Origin of the sequence: Pseudomonas sp. DTU12.1 (assembly GCF_009873475.1) — a bacterium.
In the GTDB taxonomy this organism is placed as follows: Bacteria; Pseudomonadota; Gammaproteobacteria; order Pseudomonadales; family Pseudomonadaceae; genus Aquipseudomonas; species Aquipseudomonas proteolytica.
Genome location: NZ_CP045254.1, coordinates 5,928,642 through 5,943,629 on the forward strand (window position 1 = coordinate 5,928,642; position 14,988 = coordinate 5,943,629).

Consider the following 14,988-nt stretch of genomic DNA (forward strand, 5'->3'; position numbering starts at 1 on the left):
CCATGGAACGACAACTGGACGCCTACTGCGCTCACCTGCGCAGCGAGCGCCAGGTGTCTCCCCATACGCTGGAGGCTTATCGGCGGGACTTGAACAAGGTCCTGGCCTTCTGCGAGAAACAACAGATCGGCAGCTGGAAGGCCCTCGACATCCAGGGCCTGCGCAGCCTGATTGCCCGCCTGCACCAGCAAGGCCAATCCTCCCGCAGCCTGGCGCGCCTGCTGTCGGCGGTGCGCGGCCTCTATCACTACCTCAACCGCGAAGGCCTGTGCGACCACGACCCGGCCAACGGCCTGGCGCCGCCCAAGGGTGAACGTCGCCTGCCCAAGACCCTGGATGCCGACCGCACCCTGCAATTGCTCGATGGCGCGGTCGAGGATGACTTCCTGGCACACCGCGACCAGGCGATCCTGGAGCTGTTCTACTCTTCGGGCCTGCGCCTGTCGGAGCTGACCAGCCTCAATCTCGATCAGTTGGACCTGGCCGACGGCCTGGTACAAGTGCACGGCAAAGGCAGCAAGACCCGCGTGCTGCCCATCGGCAAAAAAGCCCGCGACGCCCTGCTGATATGGCTGCCCCTGCGGGCCTTGAGCAATCCGCCGGACGATGCGGTGTTTGTCAGCCAGCAGGGCCGACGCCTCGGGCCACGGGCCATTCAGTTACGGGTCAAGGCCGCCGGCGAGCGGGAGCTGGGGCAGAACCTGCATCCGCACATGCTGCGGCACTCCTTTGCCAGCCACCTGCTGGAATCGTCACAAGACTTGCGCGCCGTACAGGAACTGCTCGGCCACTCGGATATCAAGACCACCCAGATCTACACCCACCTGGACTTCCAGCATCTGGCGACGGTGTACGACAGCGCCCACCCAAGGGCCAAACGCATTAAAGGCGGCGACTCATGAGCATCAAGCTAATCACCTTCGACCTGGACGATACCTTGTGGGATAACGTCCCCGTCATCATCAGCGCCGAAGCATCGATGCGCCAATGGCTGGCAACCCATGCGCCCAAGGTCGGCGACCTGCCCCTGGAGCATTTCGCCAGCCTGCGCCAGCAGGTGCTGCAGCGTCATCCCGAGCTCAAGCACCGGATCAGCATCCTGCGCCACCGGGTGCTGATGCATGCCTTTGAAGAGGCCGGTTATGCACAACCGCAAGCCACGGAGATGGCCGATGTGTGTTTTGAAGCTTTCATTCACGCGCGGCACCAACTCACGGTGTTCCCGGAAGCCGAGCCGATGCTTCAAGCCCTGCGCCAGCACTTCCTGCTGGGGGTGATCACCAATGGCAATGCCGACGTACAACGCGTGGGCCTGGCAGATTACTTCCACTTTGCCCTGAGGGCCGAGGATATCGGCATCCCCAAGCCAGATGCGCGATTGTTTGAGGAAGCGTTGCAGCGAGGCGGGGTGGAGGCCAGTGCGGCAGTGCACATCGGCGACCATCCAGGTGATGACATTGCCGGCGCGCAGCAGGCGGGGTTGCGAGCGGTGTGGTTCAACCCGACTGGCAAGGCCTGGACAGGCGATAAGTTGCCGGATGCGCAGATTCGTAGCCTGACCGAGCTGCCCTCACTGCTCCACAGCTGGAAATAACTGTAGGAAATAGAGTCGCCCATGAAAAAGCCCGCAGCGACGGCGGGCTTTTTCAGCAAGCAAGTCACCGACCTCAGATAGGACGGCTGCCGTACTTGTTATCCGGCTTCTTCGGTGGATCTGCCACCACGTTAGCCTCGACTTCCTGAACTTTGCCACCTTTGGCGAGGAACTCTTCCATCGCACGGGCCAGCGCATCGCGCTCTTTGTTCTTGGCCTCGACGCTCGGCAGTTCGTCTACCGAAACGGCAGCCTTGGCCTTGCCTTTGGCGGCCGGAACAGGTGCGTCATCGCCACCGTCGTCGTCAGCAACGTCTTCCGCTGCCGCTTCAAGACCTTCTTCGGTGTCGTCTTCGTCACCTACTTCCAGTTCGTCGTTTTCCAGATCATCGTCGCTCATGTTCTACCTCATGACTTGCGAAAAGCAGATTAGTTATAGCCCAGCTTCACCATCTGTCGAAGGCTGCCGGAAAAAAATCAACGTCCACCGGATAACCAGTGGCTTATGCCCCGTCACCCTGCAAGGTACCGAGGACTTTACGAGCACCGCCATGATCACGCTGCTCGCCCAGATAAACGCGTTGCCATGTGCCCATTGCCAAGTGGCCGGCCTTGACCGGCAAACTCAGTTGGCGACCTGATAGGTTGCCCTTGAAAGGACCCGGGGCTTGGCCCACAGGGTAATCAGGGTCTGCCGCCGTATACAGTTCTGCGCCCATCGGCGCGCATTCTAGCGCGCTCTGGGAAAAAACAAAGTGCCGAATACGCCTACATGCCTGTAAGACATTCGCACAGTGAAAACTGCCTTGTGGATCCGATCACAAACTCGCCACAAAAAATCTCACAAGCCTTCACCCCAGGCAAATACCAGACAAAAAAATGCCCGGCAAGCCGGGCAAGTTTTTTCATAGGTTCTTACAAGTTGTAGCCGCGTTCGTTGTGTTCCGCCAGGTCCAGGCCAACGGCCTCTTCCTCTTCAGTCACACGCAGGCCGATGGTCAAGTCCAGCACCTTGAGAATCACAAAAGTCACGATACCGGTGTAGATCACGGTAAAGCCGACGCCCTTGGCCTGGATCCAGACCTGTGCGGCAATATCGGTCACTGTGCCGAAGCCACCCAGGATCGGCGCCGCGAATACGCCGGTGAGAATTGCCCCGACAATCCCGCCCACGCCGTGTACACCGAAGGCATCCAGGGAGTCATCGTAGCCCAGCTTGCGTTTGAGGCTGGTGGCGCAGAAGAAGCAGATCACACCCGAAGCCAGGCCGATCACCAGGGCGCCCATCGGGCCCACGGTACCGGCGGCCGGCGTAACGGCCACCAGGCCGGCAACCACACCGGAGGCGATGCCCAGGGCGCTTGGTTTGCCGTGGGTGATCCACTCGGCGAACATCCAGCCCAGTGCCGCAGCAGCGGTGGCGATCTGGGTCACCAGCATCGCCATGCCGGCCGTGCCGTTGGCCGCTGCAGCGGAGCCGGCATTGAAGCCGAACCAGCCGATCCACAGCATTGCCGCACCGATCAGGGTGTAGCCCAGGTTATGCGGGGCCATCGGCGTAGTCGGGTAGCCTTTACGCTTGCCGAGCACGATGCACGCCACCAGGCCAGCCACACCGGCGTTGATGTGCACCACGGTGCCGCCAGCGAAGTCCAGCACGCCCCAGTCCCACATCAGGCCGCCGTTGCCGCTCCAGACCATGTGCGCGATTGGCGCATAGACCAGGGTGAACCAGATGGCCATGAACAGCAGCATGGCGGAGAACTTCATGCGCTCGGCGAATGCACCGACGATCAGCGCCGGGGTGATGATCGCAAAGGTCATCTGGAAGGTGATGAACACCGCTTCCGGGAACAGCGCCGCAGGGCCAGTAATGCTGGACGGTGTGACACCCGCCAGGAACGCCTTGCCCATACCGCCGAAGAAGGAGTTGAAGTTGACGACGCCCTGCTCCATGCCGGTGGTGTCGAACGCAATGCTGTAGCCGTAAACGACCCACAGGATGCTGATCAGACCGGTAATGGCGAAGCACTGCATCATCACGGAAAGAATGTTTTTGGAGCGGACCATGCCGCCGTAGAACAGCGCGAGGCCGGGGATGGTCATGAACAGCACCAATGCGGTGGCTGTCAGCATCCAGGCGGTGTCGCCGGAGTTGAGGACTGGAGCCGCCACTTCGTCTGCCGCCATGGCCAGGCTGGGCATTACGATGGACAACAGGGCTCCTAGCCCTGCGAATTTACGCAGAGTCATATTGTTTTCTCCTGGGGCGTTGGGGTTTGGCGGCTTAGATTGCGTCGGTATCGGTTTCGCCGGTACGGATGCGAATAGCCTGTTCCAGATTGACCACGAAGATCTTGCCGTCACCGATCTTGCCGGTGTTGGCCGCCTTGGTTATCGCCTCGATAACCCGATCAAGATCCTTGTCGTCAATGGCGACATCAATCTTCACCTTCGGCAGGAAATCGACTACATATTCCGCGCCGCGATACAGCTCGGTATGACCCTTCTGCCGACCGAAGCCTTTGACCTCGGTGACGGTAATGCCCTGCACGCCGATCTCGGACAGTGACTCGCGTACATCGTCCAACTTGAACGGCTTGATGATGGCAGTGACTAGCTTCATGAAAACTCTCTCCCGAATTGGTGGACTTGCCCCAGGAAAACAAACCCGTCTCAAGTCTAAGCGCAGTGCCTGGCTTTGTAACGCATCGTCGCCTTGGCAATTGCCTTTGCGACGCCAGCTAACCGTTGGTGACGAAACAAGTACCCTGATCCGTCAGCGCACTGCATTCGTCACAGCGACTGCATCAGTGCATGGGTCATGATCGTCTAAGCAGAAACCTTGCCAGCTCCGTAAAAACCACTGAAATCAATCCGTTGCCCGCTTACATCCGCCCACGGGCCTGTGCTGCGGCCTGGATACGCACAAAAACGGTGCACACCCATTCGGGCCGATGCGCGAAAAGCGTGCGCAGATCACCTTGAAAAGACTGTAGGCGCTGCGTGATACACTGCCGGCCAACTGTTTTCCGGAATGTTTCCCATGCTCGCGCCCAAAGATCTCCTCGACGCCCTGAGCGGCCATGCCTCTCGCCTGTTCAGCGGCGAAACCCCGCTGCCTCGCAACGAAATCGAAAGCCAGTTCAAGGCGCTGCTGCAAAGCGGGTTCAGCAAACTGGACCTGGTGAGCCGCGAGGAATTCGACAGCCAGATGGTGGTCCTGGCCCGCACCCGCGCGCGTCTGGAGAGCCTGGAGGCGAAGGTCGCGGAGTTGGAAGCCAAGTTGACGCCACCCGCTGCTGAATAAACGCGGTCAGTGTGGGAGCTGGCTTGCCTGCGATAGCATCGCCTCAGTCTTTCTGATACACCGAGGCGGCTGCATCGCAGGCAAGCCAGCTCCCACATAAAGCGCTGCGAACGACTCCGGATACGTTCTGTAAAACCTCCCCGCTTCGCTCTTCCCCACCTCGTCTACCCTTGAAAAACCCGCAGGAAGCGGCCTCTCTTTCAAGGAACGAGCATGTCCCTCGCCATCGTCCACAGCCGCGCCCAGATCGGCGTCGAAGCCCCTGCCGTCACGGTCGAAGTGCATATGGCCAATGGCTTGCCATCGTTGACCCTGGTGGGCTTGCCCGAGGCTGCTGTGAAGGAAAGCAAGGACCGCGTACGCAGCGCCATTCTCAACAGCGCGCTGCAATACCCCGCACGCCGCATTACCCTCAACCTGGCCCCCGCCGACCTGCCCAAGGACGGCGGGCGGTTTGACTTGGCGATTGCCCTGGGGATTCTCGCGGCCAGTGTGCAGGTGCCAGCGTTGATGCTCGATGATGTGGAGTGTCTTGGCGAACTGGCCCTGTCCGGCGAGGTTCGAGCGGTGAAAGGCGTGTTGCCGGCCGCCCTGGCGGCACGCAAGGCAGGGCGCACGGTGATCGTGCCTCGGGCCAATGCCGAGGAAGCCTGCCTGGCGTCCGGGCTGACGGTGATTGCGGTGGATCATCTGCTGCAGGTAGTGGCGCACCTTAATGGGCAGGTGCCGATTGAGCCGTTCAAGTCAGACGGCTTGCTGTACCTCAACAAGCCCTACCCCGACCTGAGTGAAGTGCAAGGCCAACTGGCGGCCAAGCGAGCGCTGTTGATTGCCGCAGCAGGCGCCCACAACCTGTTGTTCAGCGGCCCGCCGGGCACCGGCAAGACCCTTCTCGCCAGCCGCCTCCCCGGCTTGCTGCCGCCGCTGAGTGAACAGGAAGCCCTGGAAGTGGCGGCGATCCAGTCGGTGGTCAGCCTCGCTCCGTTGAGCCACTGGCCGCACCGGCCATTCCGTCAGCCGCATCATTCCGCGTCCGGGCCGGCGCTGGTGGGTGGCGGCTCGAAACCCCAGCCAGGGGAAATCACCCTGGCCCATCATGGGGTGCTGTTTCTCGATGAGTTGCCAGAGTTTGATCGCAAAGTGCTTGAGGTGCTGCGCGAGCCGCTGGAGTCCGGGCATATCGTGATTTCCCGCGCCCGCGACCGGGTGAGTTTCCCGGCGCGGTTTCAACTGGTAGCGGCGATGAACCCCTGCCCTTGCGGCTATATGGGCGAGCCCAGCGGGCGCTGTCGTTGCACGCCGGAGCAGGTCCAGCGCTACCGCAACAAACTGTCCGGGCCGCTGCTGGACCGCATCGACCTGCACCTGACCGTCGCCCGGGAAAGCACCGCGCTGAACCCTGCCAAACAAACCGGCAATGACACGGCCAGCGCTTCTGCCCTCGTCGCCGACGCCAGGGATCGCCAGCAGCAACGCCAAGGCTGTGCAAATGCTTTCCTCGACCTGACGGGGTTGCGCCGCCACTGCGAGTTATCGAAAGTCGACGAAGGCTGGCTGGAGACGGCCTGCGAGCGCTTGACCCTGTCGTTGCGCGCGGCCCACCGGCTGCTCAAGGTCGCACGCACCCTGGCGGATCTGGAGCAGGTGGAAAGCATCATGCGGCATCACTTGGCGGAGGCGTTGCAATACCGCCCAGCAACCTTGGGCTAGAGATCCCGGGGTAAGTCCAGCAACCACCCCGCCACTTCCAGCACCTCACCCAGTGCCGATTCGGCGGACTCGGTGGAGGGGTTAAGCATCAGGTCATCGGCATACCCCATCGCCAAGGCAAAGATCTGGCGTGCGGCGCGTGTGGATGAGTCGCAACGGAACACCTGCGCGGCCACACCCCGCTCGATCACCTCCGCCAGCATGGCTTGCCACTGGGCGTTGATCGACAGATAGGCCTGGGCCATTTGCGGGTCATACAGCGCCTCGTCCCAGGCGTCCAGCCACAGTGCCCAGTCGGCATCGGCGCTGCTTGGCAGGCAGTCACGCAGGAACCCCAGCAACGCCTCGAGAGGCGGCGCCAGCGCCAGGGGGGCACGCACTTCGTCCAACTGGTCGGTGGCGAACCGCACGAAGGCTTCGCGGCGCAGTTCTTTCCAGTCGCTGAAGTAGTGATACACGTGGCTGCGGGACAAACCGGCATGCTCCGCCAGATCGCGGGTGGAGACATCGGCAAAACCCTTGCTGCGAAACAGCTCCAGGGCAGCGGTGATGATCTGGTCTTTACGGTCGATACGCGACATGGGCAATTCCTTACGGGCACCGGCAGATAAGCGGCGCTTGCTTTTTGAGCGATCGCTCAAGGATACTTGAGCAGTCGCTCAATAGTAGCGCCTATCACTCCTTTGGTGCACCCATGCCATCCGTAACGCCGCATATCCTGATCGAAGAAAGCAAGAAAATCGGCCAGCAATCCGCCAGCCAAACCCTCAAGGCAATCGCCAGGGCTTACCCCTGGAAGCTGTTTGGCACGTTGTCGTTGGTCGCGCTGGAGAACGCCTTGCTGTTGGCCTACCCGCTGTTTGCGGGTTTCGCCGTGGACTCGATCCTGCGCGGCGATGCCGGCAGCGCGTTGATTTATGCAGCCGTGGTCATGGCTTTCTGGGTAGTCGGTGCCGCACGCCGGGCCCTGGATACCCGTACCTTCACCCGGATCTACGCCGACCTTGCCGTGCCGGTGATTCTCAACCAGCGCCTGCAAAACCACAGCACGTCAAAGGCTGCCGCGCGGGTAGTGCTGGCACGGGATTTTGTCGATTTTTTCGAAAAACACGTGCCGGTGATTGCTACGGCCCTGGTATCCATCGTTGGCGCAGCCGTGATGCTCCTGGTGATTGAACCCTGGGTCGGCCTGGCCTGCTTTGCCGCGCTGGTGCTGTGCATCACCCTGCTGCCGCGCTTTGCCCGCCGTAACGAGCAATTGCACAAACGCTTGAATAACCGCCTGGAGAAAGAAATTGGCCTGGTGGAAAAGGTCAGCGCCCAGACCCTGCGACGCCATTACCAACTGCTGTCACGCCTGCGTATCTGGCTGTCGGACCGCGAGGCCGCGGCCTATCTGATGCTCGGCGCACTGGCCGCGCTGCTGTTCATCGTGGCGATCAGCCAGTTGGCCTTGTCGCCGGCGGTCAAGGCGGGGCATATCTACGCGGTGATGACGTACCTGTGGACTTTCGTCAGCAGCCTCGACGAAGCGCCAGGGATGGTCGATCAACTGGCGCGGCTCAAGGACATCGGCAAACGGGTGGACCCGGGGCTCGGCGATCGAACCGAGGCTTGAGAGCCGAGTCAGCCGTCATCGCGGGCAAGCCCGGCTCCCACACTGAACCGGTTTCTTCAATTGAACACGGTCAACTGTGGGAGCCGGGCTTGCCCGCGATGAGGCCCTGACAGTCAATCAACGAAACCGATCAACCTCATGCCGCAGCCCCGCCGCCAGCGTCTCCAACTCCCTGGCGGTAATCGCCAGGTTCGAGACCACTTCACGTTGTTCACTGTTGGCCAGCGCGATGCTCTGCAGGTTGCTGCTGAGCAAGGTCGCCGTGCTGCTTTGCTCCTGGGTGGCGGTGGTGATCGCGGCGAATTGCTGCCCCGCCGAGCGGCTTTGCTCGTCGATACGCGCCAGGGCCGAGGCAACGTCGGCATTGCGCGACAAGCCTTCCTGCATCAGCACATTGCCCTGCTCCATGGTGCTGATGGCATTGCCGGTTTCCTGCTGGATGCTCTGGATCATCCCGGAGATCTCGTCGGTGGCCTGGCGGGTGCGTGAGGCCAGGTTGCGCACCTCATCGGCAACCACGGCAAACCCACGCCCCTGCTCCCCGGCCCGTGCCGCCTCGATGGCCGCGTTGAGGGCCAACAGGTTGGTCTGGTCGGCAATCGAGGTGATCACGCCGACGATGCCACCGATTTCCTGGGAGCGCTGGCCCAGGGTGTTGATTACCGTGGCCGTGCTATTGAGTGCCGTGGCGATATGCTCCAGGGACGCCGACGCCTCTTGCATCGAGTTGCGGCCAATGCGGGTCTGCTGGGCATTTTCCTGGGCCAGGCGTTCGGTATTGCCCATGTTGTCGGCAATGTTCAACGAGGTGGCACTGAACTCTTCCACCGCACCGGCCATGCTGGTGATCTCGCCGGACTGCTGCTCCATGCCTTCATAGGCCCCACCTGACAAGCCCGACAGCGCCTGGGCGCGGCTGTTGACCTCCTTGGCCGCCTCACGGATATGCGAGACCATGGTCGACAGCGCTTCGCCCATCTGGTTGAAACTGCGCGCCAATTGACCGATTTCGTCATGGCTGGACACATTCAGCCGCGCACTCAAATCACCGGCGCCCAGGGCTTCGGCCTGGCGCACCAGGTCGCTCAATGGAGCCAGCTTACTGCGCAACAGCCACACCGTGGCGCCTACTGCCAGCAACATCGCCAGCACACTGCCGATCACCAAGCGGATGCCGACTTCCCAAGTCACTGCGCGAATTTCAGCCTTGGGCATGCTCGCTACCACCGCCCAGGGGCCGCCTTCGAACGGCACCGAGACGCTGTAGAAATCTTCGTGCTTGTCGCTCCAGAAACGGCCTGCGCCCGGTTTCTTCGCCAGGTCGAGCATCACCGCAATGGCCTCGTCCGGCGCCTGCACCCCAGCCGGCGCCACCAGCCAATGCTTCTGTTCATCCAGCAGCGCGAGCGAGCCGGTCTGGCCGATGCGAAAACGTTTGAGGTTTTCAAACTGGGCGTTCTGGGCGTCGGTGTAATCAAAACCGATGAACAGCACGGCGATGACCTTGCCACTGCTGTCACGCACCGGGCTGTATTGAGTCATGTAGGAACGGTCAAACAGCACCGCACGGCCGATGTAGGTCTGGCCGCCGGCCACGCGCTGGTAGGCCGCGCCCTGACGGTCGAGCACGGTGCCGATGGCGCGGTTGCCATCCTGTTTGGTCAGGGAGGTACTGATGCGGATGAAGTCTTCGCCGCTGCGCACAAACACCGTGGCCACGCCGCCGGACATCTGCTTGAACTCATCGACCTCGTCGAAGTTGTTGTTGAGCACCGCATCGCCCAGGTAAAGACTCGGGGTCGCTACCCCGGCCACATTCACCGTCTGCTCGGCATGCACACTCAGCCCCGCGCCAAAGCGCTTTTCAAACAGCCCGCTCAAACGCTGGGTGCTCTCGCGCAAGGTGCTGTGGAAGGTATTGAGTTGGTCGGCGAGCAAACGCGCTTCGCTGGCCAGGTGTTCTTCACGGGTCTGCAGGTTGGCCGAATCAAGGGAGCGCAGGGCAAACACGGTGCTGCCGCTGATCACGACAGCCAATATGACCGCCAAGGCGATGCCCAGCTGCGAAGCTATGCGGGCGCGGGGTTGAGACATGACTGCTCCTGGCCGAGGCCCGGATCTTCCTGATCTCATAGCGCTAATCGGCGAATTTCTTGAATTGGGGGCACGCTGAGCCGCAACTAATGGCAGCTGCGACACACCTACTTCGGCGGCCGGGGTCAATACTTGAGCAAATCACAGGGGTATCACTCCAACGCCTTGTTGGCGGGCGCTGCATCGATTCAGTCGAGCTGTTCCACTGCCGGCAGTGCCATGGCCCGCACTTCACTTTGCAGAAAGTCCGACAACCTGCGCAGGCGCTCACCGCCGGGGCGGGTCTTGGGCCAGACCAGGTAGTAGCTCTCGCCGCTGGCCACCGCAGTAGGCCAAGGCAGGCTCAAACGGCCCTGGGCCACATCCTCGGCGACCATCAGCAAGTCGCCCATGGACACGCCGTAGCCCCGGGCGGCAGCAATCATGCCCAGCTCCAGGGTATCGAACACCTGCCCGCCCTTGATGGCGACGCGAGAGGCCAGCCCCGTGCGTTGCAACCAGCGGCGCCAATCACGCCGGTCCGGCGTGGGGTGCAGCAGCTCGGCGCCGGCCAGGCGTTCCACATCCCAGGGGCCATCGTTGAGCAAGTTCGGAGCGCCCACCGGGATCAGCAATTCAGGAAACAGGTAACTGGCTTCCCAGTCCGCAGGAAAATGCCCATCGCTCAGCAGGACCGCGCAGTCGAACGGCTCCTGGTTGAAGTCCACCTCATCGATGCTCATCCACGCGCTGGTCAACTGCACCTCATTGCCCGGCTGAAGATGCCGGAACCGACTCAACCGCGCCAGCAACCAACGCATGGTCAGGGTCGACGGGGCCTTCATGCGCAAGATGTCGTCCTCGGCATTCAAGGTATGGCAAGCGCGTTCCAGGGCGGCAAAACCCTCGCGCACGCCGGGCAACAGCAGGCGCGCCGACTCGGTGAGCTGCAAGGTGCGCCCGCTGCGCTGGAACAGACGGCAGGCGAAGTGCTCCTCCAGGGTGCGGATATGCCGGCTGACCGCGCTTTGGGTGATCGACAGCTCCTCGGCGGCCCGGGTGAACGAGTTGTGCCGGGACGCCGCTTCAAACGCGCGCAGGGCATACAGCGGAGGAAGGCGACGAGACATGAAGAAAACTCCGACGGCTTGATCCGCAAACCCTACCAGAATCGTCCAGGCATGAGTTTTAATCATGCGACTGATCGCATTTATCCCTTTGTGCAAAGCGCTGAGAGCGCCGAGAATCAACCCTTCCACCCCTTCCTGAATTATTGAGCGTGATGATCATGCAGCATCCGGCGCGTACCGAACTCTGGGCCATTCTGCGGCTGTCAGGGCCGTTGATTGCCTCACAGTTGGCGCACATGCTGATGGTGCTCACCGACACCTTGATGATGGCCCGCCTGAGCCCCGAAGCCCTGGCCGGCGGCGGGCTGGGGGCGGCGAGCTACTCGTTTGTGTCGATCTTTTGCATCGGCGTGATAGCCGCCGTGGGCACCCTGGTCGCTATCCGCCAGGGCGCCGGTGATATCGAAGGCGCCACCCGCCTGACCCAGGCGGGACTCTGGCTGGCCTGGCTGATGGCCCTGGTGGCGGGCCTGCTGCTGTGGAACCTCAAGCCCGTACTGCTGATGTTCGGCCAGACCGAAACCAACGTGCAGTCGGCCGGCCAGTTCCTGATGATCCTGCCGTTCGCCCTGCCCGGCTACCTGACGTTCATGGCCCTGCGCGGCTTCACCAGCGCCATCGGCAAAGCCACGCCGGTGATGGTGATCAGCCTGTGCGGCACGGTGATCAACTACCTGCTCAACCATGCGTTGATCGAAGGCATGTTCGGCCTGCCCAAGCTGGGCCTGATGGGCATTGGCCTGGTCACCGCGATTGTCGCCAACTGCATGGCCCTGGCGCTGCTGTGGTACATCAAATACAACCGCGCCTACGCGGCCTACCCATTGGGCAAGGGCCTGTTGCGGCCCAACCTGCACTACCTGCGCGAGCTGTGGCGCCTGGGCCTGCCGATTGGCGGCACCTATGCAGTGGAAGTCGGCTTGTTCGCCTTCGCGGCGCTGTGCATGGGCACCATGGGCAGTACGCAGTTGGCAGCGCATCAGATTGCCCTGCAAATCGTCTCGGTGGCGTTCATGGTGCCGGCGGGCATGTCTTATGCGGTCACCATGCGCATCGGTTTGCATTACGGCGGCGGGCACCTGCTGGGCGCGAGGCTGGCCGGGCGGGTCGGGATCGCCTTCGGCGCAACGGTGATGCTGGGGTTTGCCATGGTGTTCTGGTTGTTTTCAGACCCGCTGATCGGCCTGTTCCTCGACCATGACGACCCGGCCTTCGCCCAGGTGATCAGCCTGGCGGTCAGCCTGTTGGCGGTGGCGGCGTGGTTCGAGTTGTTCGACGGCGTGCAAACCATTGCCATGGGTTGTATTCGCGGGCTCAAGGATGCCAAGACCACTTTCCTCGTCGGCCTGGGCTGCTACTGGTTGATTGGCGCGCCAGCGGCCTGGTTGATGGCGTTTACCCTGGATTGGGGCCCGACCGGGGTGTGGTGGGGACTGGCGCTGGGCCTGGCCTGTGCGGCGATTACCCTGACGTGGGCGTTTGAAAGAAAGATGAAGCGAATGATTGCCCAGGAACCGCAAATCGACATGGCCCCACAGCCGAACTGAAGCATGTATCGGTCAATGTGGGAGCTGGCTTGCCTGCTCCCACATTTTTGATTGGGTTTACAAAGTCAGATCACTTCACCCAACAACGCCTGTTGGCTGCTGCCAAATGTCAGGTACTCCACCAACTCCGGCAACGGCAATGGCTTGCTGATCAGGTAGCCCTGGGCCTGGTCGCAGCCAAACAGACGCAACAACGCCAGTTGCTCCGGCGTCTCCACACCTTCGGCCACCACTTCCAGGTTGAGGTTATGGGCCAGGTTGATCATGGCGTGCACCAGCTTGCGGTTTTCCTCGCGCTCTTCCATGCCACCGACAAAGCTCTTGTCGATCTTGAGCAGGGCAATCGGCAGGCTGTTGAGGTGTACGAAGGATGAAAACCCGGTACCAAAGTCATCCAGGGAAAAGCGTACGCCCAGGCGGCCCAAGGCATCCATGGTCTGCTTGACCAGGTCGCTGCGGCGCATCACGGCGGTTTCCGTCAGTTCGAATTCCAGCCACTGCGCCTCCACCCCACGCTCGGCAATCAGCCGGCTCAAGGTCGACAGCAACTGGCTGTCCTGGAATTGGCGGAACGACAGGTTGACCGCCATGTGCAGCGGCGGCAGGCCGCGCTCGCGCAGGTCCTGCATGTCGCGCAAGGCACGGGAAATCACCCAGTAGCCCAACGGCACGATCAGGCCGCTCTGCTCGGCCAACGGCACGAACTCGCTTGGCGGCAACAGGCCGCGCTCGCCATGGCGCCAGCGCACCAGGGCTTCGAGGCCGACGATATGCCCATCGTCCAGGTCCAGGCGCGGCTGGTAATGCAGCTCCAGCTCATCACGGCGCAGCGCCCGGCGCAGTTCGCTTTCCAGGTCGGCAAGGCTGCGGGCGTTACGGTTGATCCGTTCATTGAAGATATGAAAGGTGCAGCCCTGGGTGCTCTTGGCCTGTTGCATGGCGATATGCGCGTGCCACATCAACGGGTCGGCGCCGGCCTTGGCGCGGGCATGGGCCACACCGAGGCTGCAGCCGATCAGCAGGCTCTCGCCATCGACCCAGTAAGGTTCGGCCATGGCCTCGGTGATGCGTTCGGCCATCCACTCGGCGCGTTGCGGCGCGCGGCGGGTGTCGATCAACAAGGCGAATTCGTCACTGCCCAGGCGCGCCAGTTGGTCGCCGGCTTCGAGCTGGCTCTTGAGCCGCGAGACCACTTGCAGGATCAGCCGGTCGCCCGCCTGATGGCCGAGGGCATCGTTGGCATGGCGGAAGTTATCCAGGTCCAGATGGCCGAGGGCCAGGCCACGCCCGTCGTTTTCTGCCAGGCGCGCGGCCAGCAGGGTCTGGAACCCCTGGCGGTTGGCGATGCCGGTCAGCGGATCCTGTTCGGCCAGGCGTTGCAGAGTGTTTTCCAGCAAGCCGCGCTCGCGCACATGGCGCAGGCAGCGGCGTACCGTATCGACATCAAACGCACCGAGGATCAGCCAGTCGCTGGCGCCCAACGGCGCAACCAGCGGCTCCTGCTCCAGCAGCAAGACGGTCGGCAGGCTGCAACGGCCTGGGCCGGGTTGCAGGCTGGGGGTGGTGAGCAAGACGGCGGTGCGGTCGTCGTCGAACAGGCTGCTCACCGACTCCCAATTTGGCGCACTGATCAGCACTGCCCCGTCGCCCATCGGCGCCAGGCACTCGCGCAACAACGCTGCCCACGTAGGCGTATCGGCCAATAGCAGCAAACGCAAGGGTTCGACAGGCGTAGACAAGCTAGCTCCCTAGACTGTGCAAGATTTCGTTGGCGGCGGGCATTATGACGTGCAGCCTGATAATCACCAATGATATTGGTTATCAAATACGCGCAGTGCGGCTCTAGATCGAACGATAGACCCAAAAACCCCGCACATCCTGCGGCAAAGTAACAAAAGCGGCAAATTTAGATCGAGTGGTACGTCACACTGTCGTTCAGAGGCAGCAGAATCTTGCCAGCCTGTTAAAATGCCCGCCCTTTTGAACAATGACTCCCAAAATTCCGT

At 62.1% G+C, this 14,988-nt stretch carries 13 protein-coding genes and 1 pseudogene; 6 read left to right on the plus strand and 8 right to left on the minus strand.

Annotation, left to right across the window (positions count from 1 at the left end):
- Positions 1 to 2: 2 nt before the first annotated feature.
- Together xerC and GDV60_RS26460 are read left to right on the plus strand one after the other, a co-directional pair.
- Positions 3 to 902 (plus strand): tyrosine recombinase XerC, encoded by a 900-nt coding sequence (gene xerC, locus GDV60_RS26455; RefSeq protein ID WP_070994041.1) that lies wholly within the window; start codon positions 3 to 5, stop codon positions 900 to 902.
- A complete protein-coding gene (locus GDV60_RS26460) occupies positions 899 to 1,594 on the plus strand; it encodes an HAD family hydrolase (RefSeq protein ID WP_092232090.1) in 696 nt (231 codons plus the stop codon). The genes xerC and GDV60_RS26460 overlap by 4 nt, the downstream gene beginning before the upstream one ends.
- Before the next feature lie 73 nt (positions 1,595 to 1,667).
- On the opposite strand, the gene sutA is transcribed toward GDV60_RS26460, so the two are convergent.
- The 4 genes and pseudogenes from sutA to glnK form a co-directional block, all read right to left on the minus strand.
- Complete coding sequence (gene sutA, locus GDV60_RS26465) at positions 1,668 to 1,994, minus strand: transcriptional regulator SutA (protein ID WP_015886504.1); 327 nt, start codon at positions 1,992 to 1,994, stop codon at positions 1,668 to 1,670.
- A gap of 103 nt (positions 1,995 to 2,097) precedes the next feature.
- Positions 2,098 to 2,259: pseudogene (locus tag GDV60_RS26470) on the minus strand (YjbQ family protein); the annotation flags it as partial.
- Between the two features lie 250 nt (positions 2,260 to 2,509).
- Positions 2,510 to 3,847: an ammonium transporter gene (locus tag GDV60_RS26475; RefSeq protein WP_029289659.1), complete on the minus strand. Its 1,338-nt coding sequence runs from the start codon at positions 3,845 to 3,847 to the stop codon at positions 2,510 to 2,512.
- Between the two features lie 34 nt (positions 3,848 to 3,881).
- Positions 3,882 to 4,220: a P-II family nitrogen regulator gene (glnK, locus tag GDV60_RS26480; protein ID WP_002555808.1), complete on the minus strand. Its 339-nt coding sequence runs from the start codon at positions 4,218 to 4,220 to the stop codon at positions 3,882 to 3,884.
- Between the two features lie 420 nt (positions 4,221 to 4,640).
- Between glnK and GDV60_RS26485 the strand changes: the two genes are divergently transcribed.
- Both GDV60_RS26485 and GDV60_RS26490 read left to right on the plus strand, forming a co-directional pair.
- Positions 4,641 to 4,904: an accessory factor UbiK family protein gene (locus tag GDV60_RS26485; RefSeq protein ID WP_029289742.1), complete on the plus strand. Its 264-nt coding sequence runs from the start codon at positions 4,641 to 4,643 to the stop codon at positions 4,902 to 4,904.
- A 213-nt stretch (positions 4,905 to 5,117) separates the two neighbouring features.
- A complete protein-coding gene (locus GDV60_RS26490) occupies positions 5,118 to 6,614 on the plus strand; it encodes a YifB family Mg chelatase-like AAA ATPase (RefSeq protein WP_070994043.1) in 1,497 nt (498 codons plus the stop codon).
- Here the strand turns inward: GDV60_RS26490 and GDV60_RS26495 are convergent.
- Entirely contained in the window at positions 6,611 to 7,195 is a 585-nt protein-coding gene (locus GDV60_RS26495; protein ID WP_029289746.1) for a TetR/AcrR family transcriptional regulator, read from the minus strand. The genes GDV60_RS26490 and GDV60_RS26495 overlap by 4 nt on opposite strands.
- Before the next feature lie 113 nt (positions 7,196 to 7,308).
- Here GDV60_RS26495 and GDV60_RS26500 point away from each other — a divergent pair, with 113 nt between their 5' ends.
- Positions 7,309 to 8,232, plus strand: a complete 924-nt coding sequence (locus GDV60_RS26500; RefSeq protein ID WP_169871310.1) for an ABC transporter six-transmembrane domain-containing protein — start codon at positions 7,309 to 7,311, stop codon at positions 8,230 to 8,232.
- 117 nt (positions 8,233 to 8,349) lie between these two features.
- On the opposite strand, the gene GDV60_RS26505 is transcribed toward GDV60_RS26500, so the two are convergent.
- Positions 8,350 to 10,326 carry a methyl-accepting chemotaxis protein gene (locus tag GDV60_RS26505; protein WP_159909155.1) on the minus strand — a complete coding sequence of 659 codons (1,977 nt, stop codon included), beginning with the start codon at positions 10,324 to 10,326 and terminating at the stop codon, positions 8,350 to 8,352.
- A 188-nt stretch (positions 10,327 to 10,514) separates the two neighbouring features.
- A complete protein-coding gene (locus GDV60_RS26510; protein ID WP_029289752.1) occupies positions 10,515 to 11,435 on the minus strand; it encodes a LysR substrate-binding domain-containing protein in 921 nt (306 codons plus the stop codon).
- Positions 11,436 to 11,587: 152 nt separating this feature from the next.
- On the opposite strand from GDV60_RS26510, the gene GDV60_RS26515 reads away from it, so the two are divergent.
- Complete coding sequence (locus GDV60_RS26515; RefSeq protein ID WP_133715245.1) at positions 11,588 to 12,982, plus strand: NorM family multidrug efflux MATE transporter; 1,395 nt, start codon at positions 11,588 to 11,590, stop codon at positions 12,980 to 12,982.
- A gap of 65 nt (positions 12,983 to 13,047) precedes the next feature.
- On the opposite strand, the gene GDV60_RS26520 is transcribed toward GDV60_RS26515, so the two are convergent.
- The gene (locus tag GDV60_RS26520) at positions 13,048 to 14,721 is read right to left on the minus strand and encodes a bifunctional diguanylate cyclase/phosphodiesterase (RefSeq protein WP_029289756.1); all 1,674 of its coding nucleotides are present in this window, start codon (positions 14,719 to 14,721) and stop codon (positions 13,048 to 13,050) included.
- Positions 14,722 to 14,988: the final 267 nt, after the last annotated feature.